Here is a 15,456-nt window from a genome sequence, read left to right as displayed (position 1 = left end):
GTCGCGGTGGCGTCGCTCGCTACTCTTCGACCTCCTCGGCGTCCACCAGGTCGAAGAGGTCGTCGAAGTCGTCCGGAAGTTGCGCCCGAACCTGTTCGAGTTCGCCCGCCGGAACCAGTTCGCTGACGAGTCCCACGACGACCTTCCCGTAGTAGACGGCGTCCGAGCGATCGACGTTGGCGCGGTCGGCCACGCGGTCCACGAACTCGTCGTAGTCGAACCGCTGGCCCGAGTCGGCCGACAGGAGGTAGTAATCGACCTCCATCGGCAGCGGACTGGCGAGGTCCTCGGCCTCCCCTTCCTGTAACCGTTCGGCGAGCGACTGGAGGACTGCGCGAGTCGCTCGGACGGCCCGGCCGGTATCCGGTAGTTCGAGTCGGTTCTGGACTTGCCCCATGAAGTCGTCGTACTTCATGCCAGGGCCTACCACGGACGCGGGAAAATACGTAACGGCGAGTTCCCGGCCGCCGAGAATCGCCGGAGCGTTCTTCTCGGGAGCAGTCGAACGTTGGTGCATGTACGACCGCATCCTCGTCCCGGCCGACGGAAGCGACCAGTCCGAGCGCGCGTTCGAGCAGGCGCTGGAGCTCGCCCGGACCTACGACGCCGAAATTCACGTTCTCAACGTGGTGGACGTGTCTGCCTTGGCGGGTGAGTTCGACGCCGTGAATGTAGTGGACCAACTCGAAGAGAGCGGTCGGAAGATTACCCAGAAGCTCCGCGAGCGCGCCGAGGACGCGGGAATCGACCGCGTCCAGACGGAAGTCGTAGAGGGTGTCCCCTACGAGACTATCCTCGATTACGCCGACGGCAACGACGTGGACCTCGTGGTGATGGGCACCCACGGCCGGACGGGACTGGACCGCTACCTGCTGGGAAGCGTCACCGAGCGCGTCGTCCGGAAGTCGGACGTGCCGGTGCTGACGGTGCGCGGGAGTTCGCGGCCAGAAGACGAGTAGTTCGGTTTTTCGACTCGTCGGTCCGTCAACTCGGATAGACAAACAAAAATAGTTGCTCGAAAATCGATATTGTTTCCTTAAGAATAACAGAGTTATGTACACCCGTGACCGAGCAGACGCGAACTACCCCTGACGGAAGATAGTTCGCCTCGCGGACGCGCCGGTTCTCACGGTTCACGCTGACAGCGAGCGGGAACCAGAGTAGAGGGGGTCAGTCCTCGGCCGGTTCCGCCATTGCGGTCTCGCCGTGCTGAACCTCCGTCCCCAGTACGTCGAGGAACTGGGAAATCCACTCCACGTGGTCGCTCCAGTCGCGGCCTGTCACGAGGTTCCCGTCGGTGGTCACGCCGTCGTAGTACTCGCCGCCCGCGCCTTCCACGTCGGATTCGAGCGCGGAGTACGCCGAGCAGGTCCGGCCCTCGATCACGTCCGCGGCCGCCAGAATCTGGGCCGCGTGACAGATGGCCGCGACCGGCTTGTCCTCCTCGAAGAAGTGCCGGACCGTCTCCAGCACCTCGCCGTAGGTTCGGAGGTACTCCGGCGCGCGCCCGCCGGGCAGGACGAGTCCGTCGTAGTCCCCGGGGTCAACCTCGGATAGCGATGCCGTCAACTGGAAGTCGTGGCCTCGCGACTCGACGTACGTCTGGTCGCCGCGGAAGTCGTGGACCGCGGTCTTGACCGTCTCGCCCGATTCTCTCTCGGGGCACACCGCGTCCACCTCGTGGCCCACGGCCTGCAGGGCCTGAAACGGTACCATAATCTCGTAGTCCTCGCCGAAGTCGCCGACTATCATCAGCAGTTGCTTGCCGGACATGGTATCTCCTCACACAGGGGTACGGCGGGAGTCGGAAAATAGGTATCGCCGACACCGATTCCTACGGTCGAAACACCGATTCGAGTGGTCGAAAACGAGTCCGCGTGAGGTCTCTACGACGGGGGACTACCACCAAACGCTACGGCTGTGCGACTCTGACCGAAAAATCGACGTTTACGCCGGGGCTGCACCGCTCTCGGACGCTTCGAGCAGTTCGTGGTAGCGGTTCCGAATGGTCACTTCGCTCACCTGCGCGACTTCGCTGACCTCGGCCTGCGTGACCTTCTCGTTGGTCAGGAGCGGGCCGGCGTACACCGCGGCGGCCGCGAGACCGACCGGCGACTTCCCGCTGTGGAGGCCCTGCCGCTTGGCATTCCGGAGGAGTTCGCGGGCGCGGCGCTCCGATTCGTCGGAGATGCCGAGTTCGCTGGCGAATCGCGCGACGTAGTCCTCGGGGTCGGCGGGCTGAATCTGGAGGCTGAGTTCGCGGACGATGTAGCGGTAGGTCCGCTTGAACTCCATCTCGTCGATGCGGCTGACGTTGGCCACCTCGTCGATGGACCGCGGCGTCCCGGTCTGTCGGGCCGCGGCGTACAGCGACGCCGTGGCGACGCCCTCGATGGACCGTCCCGGCAGGAGGTCCTCGTCGAGCGCTCGGCGGTAGATGACCGAGGCAGTTTCGCGCACGTCCTCGGGCAGACCGAGCGCGCTCGCCATCCGGTCGATTTCGCCGAGCGCCTGCTTGAGGTTGCGCTCCTTGGAGTCGCGGGTGCGGAACCGCTCGTTCCACTTGCGGAGGCGCTGCATCTTCTGGCGCTGGCGGCTACCGAGCGACTTGCCGTAGGCGTCCTTGTTCTGCCAACCGATGTTGGTCGAGAGCCCCTTGTCGTGCATCATCTTGGTCGTCGGGGCACCGACCCGGGACTTCTCGTCCTTCTCCTTCGAGTCGAACGCGCGCCACTCCGGCCCGCGGTCCACCTGGTCCTCGTCCACGACCAGACCGCACTCCTCGCAGACGGTCTCGTTCTCGTGAGTGGCGAGGTCACCGCCGCACTCGGGGCACGTCTGCACCTCTTCGCGCTCGCTCTCGGCCTGCTCGTTCTCGTCGGTTCGTTCGGTTACGTCGGTCTGTTCGTCGTAGCTCTGGATGCGTGTACTCGTCATGGTTGGATGGGTGGGCTGAGGCTCAGGGAGGGGGAGAAAACCAAAAGAATCTCCAGGGCCTCGCTTCCTAACCAACAGTTAGGCCGATAAGTACTTAAATGTTTCGCCATCGTGTGGGCTGTTTGCACGCAAACGCGGCAGTTTCGGCCGGTATAAGGTCGGATTCGACGCCGGCCGTATCGGCCGTCTAACGTCGTAATAGGTGCTGAAGGTGCCTTTACACCGGTTGGGGGAGCTTGCCAACAGTATTGTAATGAAGGTACAATACCTCCCGAGAAATCTCCCGTTTCTCGGCGTCGAGACGGGCGGGTATTGAAACGCGTCGCTCGTGCGGAGTCGAAACGGGTTCGGCGAGGAAACGACTCGTCAGCGGTCGAGGTGCGCCATCGCTTCCTCGTCGGAGACCTGTTCGAACGACCGGTAGAACTGACCGACGGCGCTGAAGTGCGGGGGAGTCTCGATAGCGACTACCCGGTCGGCCTCGGCGCGCAGTCGCTCCACGGAGTCGGGCGACCCGACCGGCACTGCGAGGACGACGTGACTGGCCCCCGCCGCCCGGACCTGCTGGAGCGCCGCGATGGTGGTCGCGCCCGTGGCGAGTCCGTCGTCCACGACGACCACGCGCTTGCCCTTCACGTCGGGCAGTTCACCGGTGCCGCGGTAGCGTTCGAGTTTCTCGCGGGCCGCCTCGGCCTCCGACTCGCGCTCGCGTTCGACGTACGCCTCCTCGACGCCGAGCCGGTCGATGAGGTCCTCGTTGCGCCAGATGGACCCGTCGCTGGCCACTGCGCCGATGGCGAGTTCGGGATTGTTCGGTGCGCCGATTTTGGACGCGACCACCACGTCCAGCGGTGCGGAGAGCGCGTCCGCGACCGGTCGTGCGACCGGCAGGCCGCCGCGCGGTATTCCCAGCACTACGTCAGCCTCCACGTCGTGGTCGTCGAGCAGGTCTGCTAACTGTCGTCCGGCGTCGGTTCGGTTCTCAAACATCGCTCCCCCTGTAAAGCGCCGGTCCCAGTTCGCTTAAACCTGGTCGCGGTCGGCGTGTTGGGGGTCGGCGTTCAGAACCGACCCCGGATGCGGTGCCAGACCGCGGCGACGACCGACCCGTCGGTCTCGCCTCTCGGAGGTCGAACGTCGTCGGCGTACTGCTGGTCGGGCGTCAGGTCGTCGGGCGACCGGGCGTACGGCGGGGTCTTGCAGAAGGTCTCGATGCGCTCCTTGTCGTCGTCGGTTAGTCCGGAACTCATCGGTGACGGTACTCTGACTTCCACGGTCTTAGACGGCCCCGATTCTTTCGACCAGTCGAACCGAATTAACCGGGATTAAGACGCGTAACGGAACGTGGGAAACGGTCGCACGCCCGACCAGTCGGCGACCGGAGACGACCCAACCGACTTCGTGACCGCTCGCGTCCCCGTTTTGGTCCGTCGCGACCTCACGATTATACGGATTGCCGACGAACGACTGCCATGGAACTGGTCGCAAGCGAAATCGATATCGGGACCCACTTGCCGACGGTCCTGCTCAACGGCGCGGACGCCGAGGAGTTGGGCGTCCACCCGCTAGACCGGGTGCAGATAACGACCGACGGGGCGACTACGATCGGCATCGTAGAAGTAACCGACGAGCTCGTCTCGCCGGGGTCGCTCGGCGTCACGCGCCGACTCGGCCACGTCGAGGGCCCGGTCGAAGTCACGCACGCTCCCAAGCCGAACTCGGCCCGGTACGTCCGGAAGAAACTCGACGACCGCGAACTGGAGGCCGACGAAATTCGGGCCATCGTCCGGGACATCGCGGCCGACCGACTCAACGACGTGGAACTGTCGGCGTACGTCTCGGGGGTCTACTCGAACGGCATGTCCGACGCCGAGACCACCTATCTCACCGAAGCCATGGCCGAGGTCGGCGACCACCTCTCGTGGGACGACCCCGTCGTCGCCGACAAGCACTCCATCGGCGGCGTGGCGGGCAACCGGGTCTCGCCGATTCTGGTGGCCATCGTGGCCGCGACGGGCGTCAAGATACCCAAGACCTCCTCGCGGGCCGTCACCTCGCCCGCCGGGACGGCCGACACGATGGAGGTGTTCTGCGGCGTCGAGTTCTCGACCGGCGAGATTCGGGACGTAGTCGAGGAGACGAACGGTTGTCTCGTGTGGGGCGGCGCGGTCGACCTCTCGCCCGTGGACGACAAGATCATCCGGGCCGAGAACCCCCTCTCGCTCGACCCGACCGGCCAACTCATCGCGTCGGTGCTCTCGAAGAAACACTGCGCGGGGTCCACCCACGTCGTCGTGGACGTCCCCTACGGCGAGGGGTCGAAGGTCGACGCCACCAGCGAGGCCCACGAACTCGCCGACGACTTCGAGCGCGTCGGCGACCACCTCGGAATGGAGGTCTCGCCCGCCGTCTCGCCTGGCGACCAGCCAATCGGTCGCGGCATCGGTCCCGTCCTCGAAGCGCGCGACGTGTTGTCTGTCCTCGGCGGCGATGGACCCGAGGACCTGCGCCTCAAATCGGTTCGCCTCGCCGAAATCCTCCTCGAAGCCTGTGACGTGGACGCCGACGCCGCCACCATCCTCGAATCCGGCCGGGCCGAGACCAAGTTCCGCGAAATCGTGGCCGCGCAGGGCGGCGACCCCGACGTGACGTCCGACGATCTCACTCCGGGCGGCGAACGCGCGACGGTCTCGGCCGACCGCGCGGGCGTCGTGACCCACATCGACAACCGCCTCGTCAGCGAACTCGGTCGGCGCGCCGGTGCCCCGAAAGACCGAAGAGCGGGCCTGACGCTCGCCCGCCACGTCGGCGACGAGGTTTCGGCGGGCGAGGACCTGTTCACCGTCTACGCGGAGACCGCGAGCAAACTGGACGACGCGCTGGCGCTCGCCGACCGCGCAGAACCAGTCCGGGTGCGAAGCCGCGAGGAAGCGATGGTCGAACGCGTCTGACTACCAGACCATCTGACCGTCGTCGGTGACGTTTCCGACGTACAGCAGATGCGTGAAGGGGACGAACGCGATGAAGTCGCCGCTCTCGTCGTAGAGTTCGACGCCGTTGTCGCCGTCTTCGTAATCGTCGCACTCGATTTGTTCGCCGTCGGAAATTTGGGCCTTGAACATCCGTGGCGTATTGCCAACGCCGACCGGCAAATGATTGTCGGCGAAGTCAGTCACTCGCCGATTCGAATCCGACGCGGGCCGGACGTTCGTAGTCGCCCAACCTCGGGTGGGTCTCGCGCATCCACGCGAAGACGACGAGTCCCGCGCTCGAACCGGACAATATTTTTCATATGCAACAATACTATCTGGCGGCACAATTTGAACCGTTCGCCGAAATACCGGCCAATTGCCGAACCAATATTGTGAATTCAGAACATACGAACGACCATGAGCACCGACTGGCGAGAGACGGTTCGACGACAGCGCGCCGAGAAGGACGACTACTTCGGCCGACACCCGCGCTCGCCCGTCCCGGACGACGAGCGCGAGGAATTCGAGGGCCTGAACTACTATCCCATCGACGAGGACTACCGGTTCACGCTTCCGCTCCACGAACACGACGAAAAAGAGCGCGTCACCGTCTCCACGAGTACGGAGGGCGAACAGGAGTACGTTCGCTGGGGAGAGTTCGAGTTCGAGGTAGACGGCGAGGAGATAGCCCTGCAAGCCTACAAGTCCGACCCCGACGAGAAACGCCTCTGGGTTCCCTTCCGCGACGAGACCAGCGGCGAAGAGACCTACGGCGCGGGTCGATACCTCGACCTCGAACCCGCCGACCACAGAACCGACGACGGCGAGTGGGTACTGGACTTCAACGAGGCGTACAACCCGACCTGCGCCTACTCCGACCGGTACGAGTGCCCGCTCCCGCCGATGGAGAACTGGCTGGACGTGCCCATCGAAGCGGGCGAGAAGTCGTACCACTGACCGACGAAGCTTTTTGACCGATTCGGCCGTGTCGGACGGTATGGGGGGTAGCTACGACTTCGAAGGCACCGAACCGTCCGTCCACGACGACGCCCACGTGAGCAGCGAGGCCACGCTCGTCGGCGACGTGACCGTCGCGGCCGACGCCAGCGTCTGGCCGGGCGTCGTGCTACGTGGCGACGTGGCTCCGGTCCGAATCGGCGAACAGTCTCACGTCGGAGACAACGCGGTCCTGCACGGCGTGACCGTCGGCGACCAAGTGATGGTCGGTCACGGGGCAGTTCTCAACGACGCCGAGGTGGCCGACGGGACGTTGGTCGGTTTCAACGCCACCGTCAGCACCGACGTGACGGTCGGCCAGCGTTGTATCGTCGCGTCCGGAACCGTCGTCCCGGACGAGTACGAGATTCCGCCCGAGTCGTTCGCTCGCGGGGTGCCTGCACGCGTGACACCGCTCGAAGAGACCGACGTGGACGCCACCGAAACCTTCGACGCGTACTCGTCGGGCGAGTACACCGACCTCGCGGCACGGCACGGCGACCTCTTCGAGTAGTTTCGACCGTGCTTTTCGACGTGAGACGCTTGTTCTGGCGCGTTGGGCGCGAAACGCAGAGTGAAATTCGGCCGTCCGGATTCACGTTGTACGTCGAGAGCGGCGACGAGGAGCACGGTTCGTCGGAGCGGTCTGTCTCCCCGCCGATGCGCGAGGAGTTCCACACCGCCAGCGAAGAGGTCCACCTCGAATCCGGCGAGCAGTACGCCATCCCCCTGACACGCGCCACTGATTCGAGGCGGGCGACGAGGTCGGGTCGTCTCGGAGTTCTCGTCGCCGAGTTACGACGAGAGGGACGCGTTCACCGACCCCGAAACCGACCGGATGGCCGGTTGCTACCGACCGTTTCCGGCTTTCCGCGTCGAGTTCGCTGGGTTCCTTCTCGATGCTGATCGCGTCGGCTTCGAACTCCATCGGGTCGGGACTTCAGGGCCGGGCGTGAGTGGTTTTGGCGGTCGTCGGACTCGAACTCCGCCGCATCGACCCGTTTCCGAAGCACCGTCAGGACTCCCACCGAACTGCCGTCACGACCGCTCTCGAACCGCCGTCAGGACCCAGTTCACGGCCCACAGCACGCCGACCACGCCAGCGGTGATGACGAAGTGGTTGCCGACGAGACTCAGCGCGATGCCGATGGAGTAGGCCGCGCTGTCGAGTTCCAGCGTCGGTAAGACCCCGTGATACCACTCCACCGCGTACCACCCGGCCAGCGCGACCGCGGCGAGGTGCGGCGCGTGCCGAATCCCGGCCGCTATCGGTTCCGCCCCCTCGAACTCCCGGAGAGCATCGGCACGGAAGACGAACGGGACGTAGACGAACACGAGCGCGTAGACGAAACTCGACCCGAGGACGTTCTCGGCACCCTGCGCGTACCTGCTGAGGATGACCAGTACGACCGAGACGGCGAGCGTGACGAACGCGTACATGAAGACGGCGAAACCGAATATCAGCAGGTAATCGCCGTGCCTGCGCGCTCGCTCGGCACACCGGTAGGAGTTCCGGACCGCGACGGACGACGTGAGCAAGAACAACAGGAGGACCGCGCCGACCGCGCCGGTGGTCGTGGTGGCGGACTCCTGGAACTTCATCAGATACACCGAGAGCGCGCCGAAGATGCCGATGACGGTGAACAACTGATGGTTGGTTTCGAGGAACTCCTCCATCGATGCCGGTCGCTCGTCCGTGGCTTCCGTGCGTCTCCGTCCCGCGAGTTCACCCCACCGACCCATGGGTAGTGGAGTCCGAGCGCTATTCATAAAAGCGGCGTAACTGCCGCCCGACAGGTCGCCCATGGGACCGGTCTCTCGTTCGTCTCGGCTCATTCGGGTAGGTATACATTGCCTTAGAAATCGAGAATGATGTGTAAAGACACGTTTCTATTCCTCTGTGCGACCGCACTCCGCTGACGGGAATACGCTGAAGTCGCTCCGCGTCGTCTATAGCCAACCGGATGACGCTCCTCGTGGACATCGCGTGCCCGGACTGCGGTTGGAAACGCTCCGTGCGAAAACGCGGACTCGGACGCTACTACTGCTCGAACTGCGGCTGCGAGTTCACGCAGTTCGAGGTCGTTCCCGAGTAGCGGCGTCAGTCGCCCTCTGCCGACGTTTCTGCCGGCTCGGCGTCCGTGCTTCCGCCGTCGAGCAGGCGCTCGGCCTTCTCGCGGTCCTCGGGGTAGCCGACGTCGACGCGCCACCCGTCCATCCGAATCGCGTCGATGGTTCGGCCGCTCTGAATCAGAAGGTCTACGGCCTCACTGATTTCGTATTCGCCGCGGTTCGAGGGCTGGACGAGGTGACAGGCGTGGAAGATGGCGGGCGTGAAGGTGTAGAAGCCGGTCATCACGAGGTTCGACGGCGGGTCCTCGGGTTTCTCCACTACGTCAGTAATCTCGCCGTAGTCGTTGGTGTCGCAGACGCCGTATCGGTCCGCCTCCTCGTAGGGCACTTGCTCGGTCAGGAACGCGGCGTCGGCGCGGTCCTCCCGCTGGCGCTTCACCACGTCGCCGAGGTTGGCGTCGAAGACGTTGTCGCCGAGCATCAGCATGAAGTCGTCGTCGATGTGGTCTTCGACCGTCAACAGGGCGTGAGCCAACCCTTTCTGCTCGCGCTGGTGAGCGTAGGTCATCGGAATTCCCTCGAACTCGTCGCCGTAGTGGCTGATGATGTCCTGCTTCCGGTAGCCGACCACCACGACGAACTCGTCGGCACCCAACTCCCGCAGTTGCTCGAAACAGTGCGTGAGAATGGGCTTCCCGTCTACCTCCACCATTCCCTTCGGTTTGTCCTCCGTCAGCGGCCGTAGGCGGGTGCCTTCCCCCGCGGCGAGTACGACGGCTTTCATGTCTCTCTGCCGGAGCGACTACTTGGAGTAATAAATAACTCTCGGCTGTGCAACCAGTAGGGAACGACGCACGCAGCGTGCCGGGGGACCGGACCGCCCGAGGGCTTTCGAGACTCGTCTCCGATTCTACGTACCCCCTCTGGACACCGTCGAACGTCGCGCCCGAAGGACTAACCCGACGCGATTCGAAGGACGGTCCATGTGGCCATGGGGACATCTCGCGGTGGGGTATCTGCTGTACACCGCTTTCGTTCACCTGCGCGCTCGTCGAGCTCCCGACGGTTACGCGACCGTCGCGCTGGCGTTCGGCACGCAGTTCCCCGACCTCGTGGACAAGCCGCTGGCGTGGACGTTCGGCCTCATTCCGAACGGCCGGTCGCTCACGCACTCGCTTCTCATCGCCGTCGTCGTGATACTGGTCGTCCAGGCCCTGCTCCGGCGATTCGACCGCGAGACCGTGGCGACCGCGTTCGGCGTCGGCTACCTCTCGCACCTGTTGGGTGACGTGCTATACCCCGTGGCGACCGGCGACCTCTACTCGCTCGGCTTCCTCGCGTGGCCGGTCGTGCCCGCGATAGAGTACGCGACCGAGCCGAGTTTCGCGGCCCACCTTCGGGGGTTGTCGCTGAGTTCGTTCGTCGCCATCGAAGGCGGGGTGGCGCTTCTGGTCTTCGGCATATGGCTCTACGACGGTGCGCCGGGCCTCCGAGTCGTCGCGGCGATTCCGCGGTGGGTCGGCCGGAAGCTCTCGATATAATTCGGGTAAGGCGTACCGACTCGCGGGCTGAAACGCCAATTTCGGCCGCCAGCGGATTTATACCAATCGTCGTGGATTGTCCGCCGGGGGAGAAATTCAGTGAGCCGTAAACACGCATCTTTGGCTATCATGCTAGTCATAGCCACGATTTTTGGGGGAGTAGCTACGTCGCTCGGCGCAACAGCACCTGATACCGAACGGGCCCAGTCGCCGCCGGGTGAGGTGGTACGGCAGACGCAAGTGGCCAACACGACGGTCACGTTCGAGAATCAGACGAGCGACGGCACCGTCGTCACCGTAGAGCGAGTGAACCTCACGGAGGGCGGGTTCGTCGTCGTCCACGACCGGAGCCTCCTGAACGGGTCGGTCCTCGAAAGCGTCCGCGGGTCCTCAGAGTACCTCGAAGCAGGGACCCACGAGAACGTGGAGGTGACGCTCGACGAACCGATCGACGAGTCCCAGACCCTGCTCGCGCTGGCCTACCGTGACACGAACGACAACCAGAACTTCGACTTCGTGGAGTCGCAGGGCCAGAACGACAGCGCGTACACGGTCGACAATCAGGTCGTCGTGGACGAGGCGTTCGTCACTGTCGAGGAAGTGACCGAGACGACCACGACTGAGACGACCACGACTGAGACGACCACGACTGAGACGACCACTACGACAGCGACGCCGACGGAAACCACTACAACTGAGACGACTACGACGGAGACGCCGACCGAAACGACGACGACTGAGACGACGACGACAGCGACGACGACTGAGACGCCGACCGAGACGCCGACTAAGACGACCACGACTGAGACGACGACGACAGAGACGCCGACGGAAACCACGACGACAGAGACGCCAACCGAAACGACCACGACGCCGGAGACTACGACGACGGTCGAGGAACCGATCGAGGAACGGCAGTTCACGTTCAGAGTCGATAACGCCGAGGTCGAGGAGTTCTCGTTCATCGTCGGGGACTCGGACGAGGTAGACCGGACGGTCGTCGTGGAGAACGTCTCGATTAGCGACCGGACGGTCCACGTGGACCTCACGAAACTCCTGAGCGGTGCGTCGCTCGAAGAGAGTCTCGGCGAGTCCGCGGACGGGGAGACCGCGATAGACCGGTCCGACCTCCAGACCGTCCAGTTCGTCCTCCGCGACGTGACGATTCAGAACGTCGAGTTCGTCGTGACCGCGCCGGAAGGCGTGAAGACGCGCCTACCGGACCGGACGACCACGCCGACCGAGACGACTACGACGACTGCGACACCGACCGAAACGACGACGACTGAAGTCGAGACACCGACAGAAGAACCGACCGAGACGCCAACTGAAACCGAGACGCCGACCGAGGAACCGACCGATACGACGACGACTGAAGTCGAAACGCCAACTGAAACGACTACGACCGAAACGACCACGACCGAAACCGAGACACCGACCGAGACGACGACCGAAACGCCGACTGCCGCGGAACCGTCGCTCCGGGTCTCGGGACTCAGTGCGCCGGGAACCGTCGTCTTGAACGAGGGGAAATTGGCCGTCAACGCGGAGGTCAGTAACCCGAGCGATCAGACCGTGACCGAGACGGTGCAACTCCGAATCGACGGGACCGTAATCGAGGAACAGACGGTGACGGTCGAACCCGGCGAGAGCTTGCCGGTGAAGTTCGCGGTCGACAAAGCCGACCTCGGACTCGAACCTGGCGAGTCGTTCCTCGGCGTCCTGACCGACGACTTCGGCGAGACGGTCACCGTCACGGTCAGCGAGCGTCAGCAGGAGTCGAACGCCACGACCGCGGAAGCGTAACGCTTCGGCGCTTTCTTTTTCGGTATCGGACGAGACCCGGAGTCGAGGCGACGAACAGGAAATCGAGCGTCGAGACTACAGGTATCCCAGGTCGGCCAACTGCTCTTTCATGTCGTCGGAGAACTCCGCCTCGTCGGTTTCGACCGCGGTCCAATCCACCCAGTCGTCGACGACGCCCGACAGCGTTTCGACGACCTCCGGATGCTCGTCGCTCACGTCCGTCTCCTCGTCCGGAAGTTCGAAGAGGTTGGACTTGCTGGCGCTTTCGAGATACTTGAACTCGCGCGTTCGAATCGCGCTGACGGGGTGCTCGTGGAGGAGTTCGGTGTCGAACCCCGAATTGATCTCGAAGAACTCGTCGAAGTCGGCGCGGCCCCGTTGGCTCAGGCAGTAGTCACGCGTCTCCGTGCGGAGGTCGTACCCACGGAACTGCTCGTGGTCGTGACCGAGGATACTCCCGATAGTCCGAGTCACGTCTACGTGCTGGACGAGTTCGTCGCCGTCGCAGTCGAGGTCCGCGCCCGCGACGACGAGCGGAACGTGCGTCAACGCGTCGTGGAGAACGAGGTTGTGGCCGACGAGTCCGTACTCGCCGAAGAGTTCGCCGTGGTCGGCCGTGATTACGAAGATGGTGTTCCCGTCGTCGTGCTCGCGAACGTGGTTCACTATCTCCCGCACGCAGTCGTCGGCGTAGGTTATCTCGGTGTCGTAGAGCGTCTCGATGGCGTCCCACTGTTCGGGCGTGAGTTGGCTCCCGTTGGCGTTGAGTCGGCGGATTCGCTCGGAACCGCCGTACACGTCGAGCGAGAGGTCTATCGCCTCGTCCATCGACACGGGGAGCGAGTCCCGAAATCGGTCGCGCGTCCGTCGCGGCGGACAGTAGGGATGGTGGGGATTCCCGATGTGGGCGTAGAGAAAGAAGGGGTCGTCGCCCTTCGCGGCGTCGGAGACCCACCGCTTCGCCATCTCGGTCATGACGTACGAGAGGTTGTGTTCGTTCCTGTCGAGGGTGAACCCCGGCCCGTGCGACCGGACGTTGAGCGCGTACTTCACGAGCGCCCGAGTCTTCGCGTTGAGCGGACTCCCTTCGTGCGACCCCAGATTCAACGCGTACTCGAACAGGTCAGTGACCCCGCCGTCGGCCAGATTCTTCGAGAGCCAGTAGAAGTCCCGAAACCCGCGGTCGAGACCGTTCGCGGAACTCAGATAGCCGTTCGGCGAGAGGCAGGCGGTCCGGTACCCGTCGTCGGCGAGCAGGGCCGGGAGCGTCGTCAGGTTCGGCGGGAGCGTTCGCATCCCCGACCCGTCCTTCCCGACACCGTGATCCGAGAGATACGTTCCCGTGAAAATCGAGGCGCTGGACGCTGGCGTCCACATCGAGTGCGCGAAGCAGTTCTCGAAGGCGGTCGCGTCGTCCTCCTCGGCCAACTGCCGAATCGCCGGCGTCGTGTCTCGGTCGTACCCACCCATCGGCGTGTGGTCCGCTCTGACACTCTCCAGCGTTAGCCACACCACGTTCGGAGAGTCGGATATCATGCGACCAAAACTCGACAGACGCCGGTATAGCTATTTCGGCTAGCAATCCGAAACGCGCGCTACCGGCGGGGCTACGTCGCGTTCTCTCCGGTCTCGGCCGAAGAACTCGAAGCGGCGACAGTGAGGCCAGCAAACCTTTGCCCGCGCGTGCCCTCCGTTCCGCTATGGAACTCGGACCCGACGAGGAAGGACAACCCATCGAAGTCTCGGTCGAGGACGAACCGCCGGGCATGGAGCGCGTGCGGGTTATCGCCGACCTACTCGACGAGGCGATCGAGATTCCGGGAATCAACTACAAAATCGGACTGGACCCCATCCTCGGCATCCTGCCGGTTGGCGGTGACGCCGTCTCGGCGGCCATCTCGCTGTACATCGTCGCCGAGGGCGCGCGGATGGGCGCGTCGCGCGATACCGTGCTGAAGATGCTGTTCAACGTCGGTGCGGACGCGGTTATCGGTTCGATTCCCGTCCTCGGGACGCTCATCGACGCGGTCTGGAAGGCCAACGAGCGCAACGTCGCGCTGTTGGAAGACGAGTTCAGCGACGGGTACTGAGCGGTAGAGTCGGAACCCGGCGCTGTTGGAAGACGAGTTCAGCGACGGGTACTGAGCGGTAGAGTCGGAACCCGGCAGCGTTTCTCTCCTTCGTAGTCGTAATTCGGCCCGCTGTACGGGTAACTTCATCGCCGTCGAGATTCTACGAGACGGTATGCCGACGGTCCAGACGAACGACATCGAGACGTACTACGAGCGACGCGGCGAGGGACCGCCGGTGGTCTTCGTCCACGCGGCCGTCCTCGACCACGCCCAGTGGACGGCCCAGATGGACGCGCTCGGCGACGAGTACACGACCGTCGCCTACGACGTTCGAGGACACGGCCGAACCGGCGGGTCGGCCGTCGACCCGTACTCGTTCGACCTGCTCGCCAGCGACCTCGACGCGCTCGTCACGGCGCTGGACCTCGACCGCCCCGTCGTCTGCGGCCTCTCGATGGGTGGCTGTATCGCTCAGGTGTACGCGGCGACCTACTCCGAGCGTCTCTCCGGACTGGTACTCGCCGACACGTTCGGCCCGGAACTGTTCGACCGCCGCGAATGGCTCCAGCGGTCGGCCGCCCTGCGAGCGACCGTTCCGCCGGTCCGACTCGTCGGCTACGAGCGGGTGGAGAAGCTACTGGTCTGGCTACACGAGCGTCTCTCAGGCGAGGGCGTCAGCGGCGACTACGAGAACGTCGAACGACTCCGGGCGGACGGGCCGAAGATGGAGACCGACGAGTTCGCCAAGGTCATCCGCGCCGTCGCCGCGTTCCACGAAACGGCGGTCGATTTCTCGGCCATCACCGTCCCGACGCTGGTGTTGTACGGCGAACGCGAACCGGCGTTCGTTCGCCGACACGCGACGAAGTTCGGGTCGGCGATTCCGAGCGCGTCGGTTCGGGAGGTCCCGGGCGCGGGCCACGCGTCCAACTTGGATGCCCCCGAGTTCTTCACCGACGCACTGCGGGAGTTCCTCGCGCGGGTCGCTCCGCCGGAGGCCGGGACCGTCGACGACGAACACGAGGAGGCGTAGTCCTCGATGGCCGCCTACGTTCCTCG

The 15,456-nt window shown here is 64.4% G+C and carries 18 protein-coding genes; 9 read left to right on the top strand and 9 right to left on the bottom strand.

Annotation, left to right across the window (positions count from 1 at the left end; all coding sequences use genetic code 11):
* Nucleotides 1-19: 19 nt before the first annotated feature.
* On the bottom strand, nucleotides 20-415 hold the full coding sequence (locus tag E2484_RS15860) for a DUF2267 domain-containing protein (protein ID WP_137286160.1): 396 nt from the start codon (nucleotides 413-415) through the stop codon (nucleotides 20-22).
* Nucleotides 416-515: 100 nt separating this feature from the next.
* On the opposite strand from E2484_RS15860, the gene E2484_RS15855 reads away from it, so the two are divergent.
* Nucleotides 516-959 carry a universal stress protein gene (locus E2484_RS15855; protein ID WP_137286159.1) on the top strand — a complete coding sequence of 148 codons (444 nt, stop codon included), beginning with the start codon at nucleotides 516-518 and terminating at the stop codon, nucleotides 957-959.
* Nucleotides 960-1,170: 211 nt separating this feature from the next.
* Here E2484_RS15855 and E2484_RS15850 read toward each other — a convergent pair whose 3' ends face one another.
* The 4 genes from E2484_RS15850 to E2484_RS15835 all read right to left on the bottom strand — a co-directional run bounded on the left by E2484_RS15850 (nucleotide 1,171) and on the right by E2484_RS15835 (nucleotide 4,187).
* The gene (locus E2484_RS15850) at nucleotides 1,171-1,773 is read right to left on the bottom strand and encodes a DJ-1/PfpI family protein (RefSeq protein WP_137286158.1); all 603 of its coding nucleotides are present in this window, start codon (nucleotides 1,771-1,773) and stop codon (nucleotides 1,171-1,173) included.
* A 174-nt stretch (nucleotides 1,774-1,947) separates the two neighbouring features.
* Complete coding sequence (locus E2484_RS15845; protein WP_137286157.1) at nucleotides 1,948-2,937, bottom strand: transcription initiation factor IIB; 990 nt, start codon at nucleotides 2,935-2,937, stop codon at nucleotides 1,948-1,950.
* Nucleotides 2,938-3,303: 366 nt separating this feature from the next.
* Nucleotides 3,304-3,927 carry a phosphoribosyltransferase gene (locus E2484_RS15840; RefSeq protein WP_137286156.1) on the bottom strand — a complete coding sequence of 208 codons (624 nt, stop codon included), beginning with the start codon at nucleotides 3,925-3,927 and terminating at the stop codon, nucleotides 3,304-3,306.
* A gap of 71 nt (nucleotides 3,928-3,998) precedes the next feature.
* Nucleotides 3,999-4,187, bottom strand: coding sequence for a hypothetical protein (locus E2484_RS15835; RefSeq protein ID WP_137286155.1), 189 nt, complete (start codon nucleotides 4,185-4,187; stop codon nucleotides 3,999-4,001).
* A 222-nt stretch (nucleotides 4,188-4,409) separates the two neighbouring features.
* Here E2484_RS15835 and E2484_RS15830 point away from each other — a divergent pair, with 222 nt between their 5' ends.
* Nucleotides 4,410-5,888, top strand: a complete 1,479-nt coding sequence (locus tag E2484_RS15830) for an AMP phosphorylase (protein ID WP_137286154.1) — start codon at nucleotides 4,410-4,412, stop codon at nucleotides 5,886-5,888.
* On the opposite strand, the gene E2484_RS25080 is transcribed toward E2484_RS15830, so the two are convergent.
* On the bottom strand, nucleotides 5,889-6,059 hold the full coding sequence (locus E2484_RS25080; protein ID WP_170977380.1) for a hypothetical protein: 171 nt from the start codon (nucleotides 6,057-6,059) through the stop codon (nucleotides 5,889-5,891).
* A gap of 267 nt (nucleotides 6,060-6,326) precedes the next feature.
* Here E2484_RS25080 and E2484_RS15825 point away from each other — a divergent pair, with 267 nt between their 5' ends.
* Together E2484_RS15825 and E2484_RS15820 are read left to right on the top strand one after the other, a co-directional pair.
* Nucleotides 6,327-6,866: a DUF1684 domain-containing protein gene (locus tag E2484_RS15825; protein ID WP_137286153.1), complete on the top strand. Its 540-nt coding sequence runs from the start codon at nucleotides 6,327-6,329 to the stop codon at nucleotides 6,864-6,866.
* Nucleotides 6,867-6,906: 40 nt separating this feature from the next.
* Complete coding sequence (locus E2484_RS15820; protein ID WP_137286152.1) at nucleotides 6,907-7,419, top strand: gamma carbonic anhydrase family protein; 513 nt, start codon at nucleotides 6,907-6,909, stop codon at nucleotides 7,417-7,419.
* 524 nt (nucleotides 7,420-7,943) lie between these two features.
* Here E2484_RS15820 and E2484_RS15815 read toward each other — a convergent pair.
* Complete coding sequence (locus E2484_RS15815; protein ID WP_137286151.1) at nucleotides 7,944-8,648, bottom strand: hypothetical protein; 705 nt, start codon at nucleotides 8,646-8,648, stop codon at nucleotides 7,944-7,946.
* 221 nt (nucleotides 8,649-8,869) lie between these two features.
* On the opposite strand from E2484_RS15815, the gene E2484_RS25720 reads away from it, so the two are divergent.
* Nucleotides 8,870-9,001 carry a hypothetical protein gene (locus tag E2484_RS25720; RefSeq protein ID WP_321112671.1) on the top strand — a complete coding sequence of 44 codons (132 nt, stop codon included), beginning with the start codon at nucleotides 8,870-8,872 and terminating at the stop codon, nucleotides 8,999-9,001.
* 5 nt (nucleotides 9,002-9,006) lie between these two features.
* Here E2484_RS25720 and aglF read toward each other — a convergent pair whose 3' ends face one another.
* Nucleotides 9,007-9,762, bottom strand: coding sequence for a UTP--glucose-1-phosphate uridylyltransferase AglF (gene aglF / locus E2484_RS15810; protein WP_137286150.1), 756 nt, complete (start codon nucleotides 9,760-9,762; stop codon nucleotides 9,007-9,009).
* Between the two features lie 199 nt (nucleotides 9,763-9,961).
* Here aglF and E2484_RS15805 point away from each other — a divergent pair, with 199 nt between their 5' ends.
* Entirely contained in the window at nucleotides 9,962-10,519 is a 558-nt protein-coding gene (locus E2484_RS15805; protein ID WP_137286149.1) for a metal-dependent hydrolase, read from the top strand.
* 129 nt (nucleotides 10,520-10,648) lie between these two features.
* Nucleotides 10,649-12,325: a DUF7282 domain-containing protein gene (locus E2484_RS15800; protein WP_137286148.1), complete on the top strand. Its 1,677-nt coding sequence runs from the start codon at nucleotides 10,649-10,651 to the stop codon at nucleotides 12,323-12,325.
* A 75-nt stretch (nucleotides 12,326-12,400) separates the two neighbouring features.
* Here E2484_RS15800 and E2484_RS15795 read toward each other — a convergent pair whose 3' ends face one another.
* Nucleotides 12,401-13,861: a sulfatase gene (locus E2484_RS15795; RefSeq protein ID WP_137286147.1), complete on the bottom strand. Its 1,461-nt coding sequence runs from the start codon at nucleotides 13,859-13,861 to the stop codon at nucleotides 12,401-12,403.
* A 164-nt stretch (nucleotides 13,862-14,025) separates the two neighbouring features.
* On the opposite strand from E2484_RS15795, the gene E2484_RS15790 reads away from it, so the two are divergent.
* Entirely contained in the window at nucleotides 14,026-14,415 is a 390-nt protein-coding gene (locus E2484_RS15790) for a DUF4112 domain-containing protein (RefSeq protein ID WP_137286146.1), read from the top strand.
* Between the two features lie 154 nt (nucleotides 14,416-14,569).
* Nucleotides 14,570-15,430, top strand: coding sequence for an alpha/beta fold hydrolase (locus E2484_RS15785; RefSeq protein WP_137286145.1), 861 nt, complete (start codon nucleotides 14,570-14,572; stop codon nucleotides 15,428-15,430).
* Nucleotides 15,431-15,456 lie beyond the last annotated feature (26 nt).

Origin of the sequence: Halorussus salinisoli, assembly GCA_005239435.1 — an archaeon.
Lineage (GTDB): Archaea > Halobacteriota > Halobacteria > Halobacteriales > Haladaptataceae > Halorussus > Halorussus salinisoli.
Note: the sequence above shows the minus strand (reverse complement) of the source record. Positions and strands in the feature narration are given on the sequence as shown.

Bases quoted from the DNA above. Each gene is read 5' to 3' on its own strand.
- E2484_RS15860 (WP_137286160.1), bottom strand. From the start codon at position 415: ATGAAGTACGACGACTTCATGGGGCAAGTCCAGAACCGACTCGAACTA.
- E2484_RS15855 (WP_137286159.1), top strand. From the start codon at position 516: ATGTACGACCGCATCCTCGTCCCGGCCGACGGAAGCGACCAGTCCGAG.
- E2484_RS15850 (WP_137286158.1), bottom strand. From the start codon at position 1,773: ATGTCCGGCAAGCAACTGCTGATGATAGTCGGCGACTTCGGCGAGGAC.
- E2484_RS15845 (WP_137286157.1), bottom strand. From the start codon at position 2,937: ATGACGAGTACACGCATCCAGAGCTACGACGAACAGACCGACGTAACC.
- E2484_RS15840 (WP_137286156.1), bottom strand. From the start codon at position 3,927: ATGTTTGAGAACCGAACCGACGCCGGACGACAGTTAGCAGACCTGCTC.
- E2484_RS15835 (WP_137286155.1), bottom strand. From the start codon at position 4,187: ATGAGTTCCGGACTAACCGACGACGACAAGGAGCGCATCGAGACCTTC.
- E2484_RS15830 (WP_137286154.1), top strand. From the start codon at position 4,410: ATGGAACTGGTCGCAAGCGAAATCGATATCGGGACCCACTTGCCGACG.
- E2484_RS25080 (WP_170977380.1), bottom strand. From the start codon at position 6,059: ATGTTCAAGGCCCAAATTTCCGACGGCGAACAAATCGAGTGCGACGAT.
- E2484_RS15825 (WP_137286153.1), top strand. From the start codon at position 6,327: ATGAGCACCGACTGGCGAGAGACGGTTCGACGACAGCGCGCCGAGAAG.
- E2484_RS15820 (WP_137286152.1), top strand. From the start codon at position 6,907: ATGGGGGGTAGCTACGACTTCGAAGGCACCGAACCGTCCGTCCACGAC.
- E2484_RS15815 (WP_137286151.1), bottom strand. From the start codon at position 8,648: ATGGGTCGGTGGGGTGAACTCGCGGGACGGAGACGCACGGAAGCCACG.
- E2484_RS25720 (WP_321112671.1), top strand. From the start codon at position 8,870: ATGACGCTCCTCGTGGACATCGCGTGCCCGGACTGCGGTTGGAAACGC.
- aglF (WP_137286150.1), bottom strand. From the start codon at position 9,762: ATGAAAGCCGTCGTACTCGCCGCGGGGGAAGGCACCCGCCTACGGCCG.
- E2484_RS15805 (WP_137286149.1), top strand. From the start codon at position 9,962: ATGTGGCCATGGGGACATCTCGCGGTGGGGTATCTGCTGTACACCGCT.
- E2484_RS15800 (WP_137286148.1), top strand. From the start codon at position 10,649: ATGCTAGTCATAGCCACGATTTTTGGGGGAGTAGCTACGTCGCTCGGC.
- E2484_RS15795 (WP_137286147.1), bottom strand. From the start codon at position 13,861: ATGATATCCGACTCTCCGAACGTGGTGTGGCTAACGCTGGAGAGTGTC.
- E2484_RS15790 (WP_137286146.1), top strand. From the start codon at position 14,026: ATGGAACTCGGACCCGACGAGGAAGGACAACCCATCGAAGTCTCGGTC.
- E2484_RS15785 (WP_137286145.1), top strand. From the start codon at position 14,570: ATGCCGACGGTCCAGACGAACGACATCGAGACGTACTACGAGCGACGC.